Genomic DNA, 515 nt, shown 5'->3' on the forward strand with positions numbered 1-515 from the left:
GCGCGGCGCGACTGGATGGCGGCAAGATAGGTGTCGAATTCACCCTGCGCCACCTTGTCCATGAGCGAGAGGCCATCGAACGCATCGCGGGCGTAGGCAACCCGCCCGCCATCACCATAGGCCGCGGTGCAGTCTTCCTCCACATAGTTGCGTGTCAGCGCCGCACCGCCCAGCATGACGGGCACGTCAACGCCCTGGCGGTGCATTTCCTCCAGGTTTTCGCGCATGATGACGGTGGACTTGACCAGCAGGCCGGACATGCCGATCGCATCGGCCTTGTGCTCCCGCGCCGCCGCGATCATGTCCGCCACCGGCACCTTGATGCCAAGGTTGATGACGCGGTAGCCGTTATTGGTCAGGATGATATCGACAAGGTTCTTGCCGATGTCATGCACGTCCCCCTTCACGGTAGCCAGCACCATGGTGCCGCGCGTCTGCCCCTCGGTCCGTTCCATGTGCGGCTCGAGCCATGCCACGGCGGTCTTCATCGTCTCGGCGGACTGGAGCACGAAGGG

General features: G+C 64.1%; 1 protein-coding gene. It reads right to left on the bottom strand.

Going from position 1 to position 515, the window contains the following annotated elements:
* The coding region (locus tag DY926_RS16755) for a cobalamin-dependent protein (RefSeq protein ID WP_186336215.1) at positions 1-515 on the bottom strand (515 nt) is incomplete at both ends.

Source organism: Komagataeibacter melaceti, from assembly GCF_003403295.1.
GTDB lineage: Bacteria > Pseudomonadota > Alphaproteobacteria > Acetobacterales > Acetobacteraceae > Komagataeibacter > Komagataeibacter melaceti.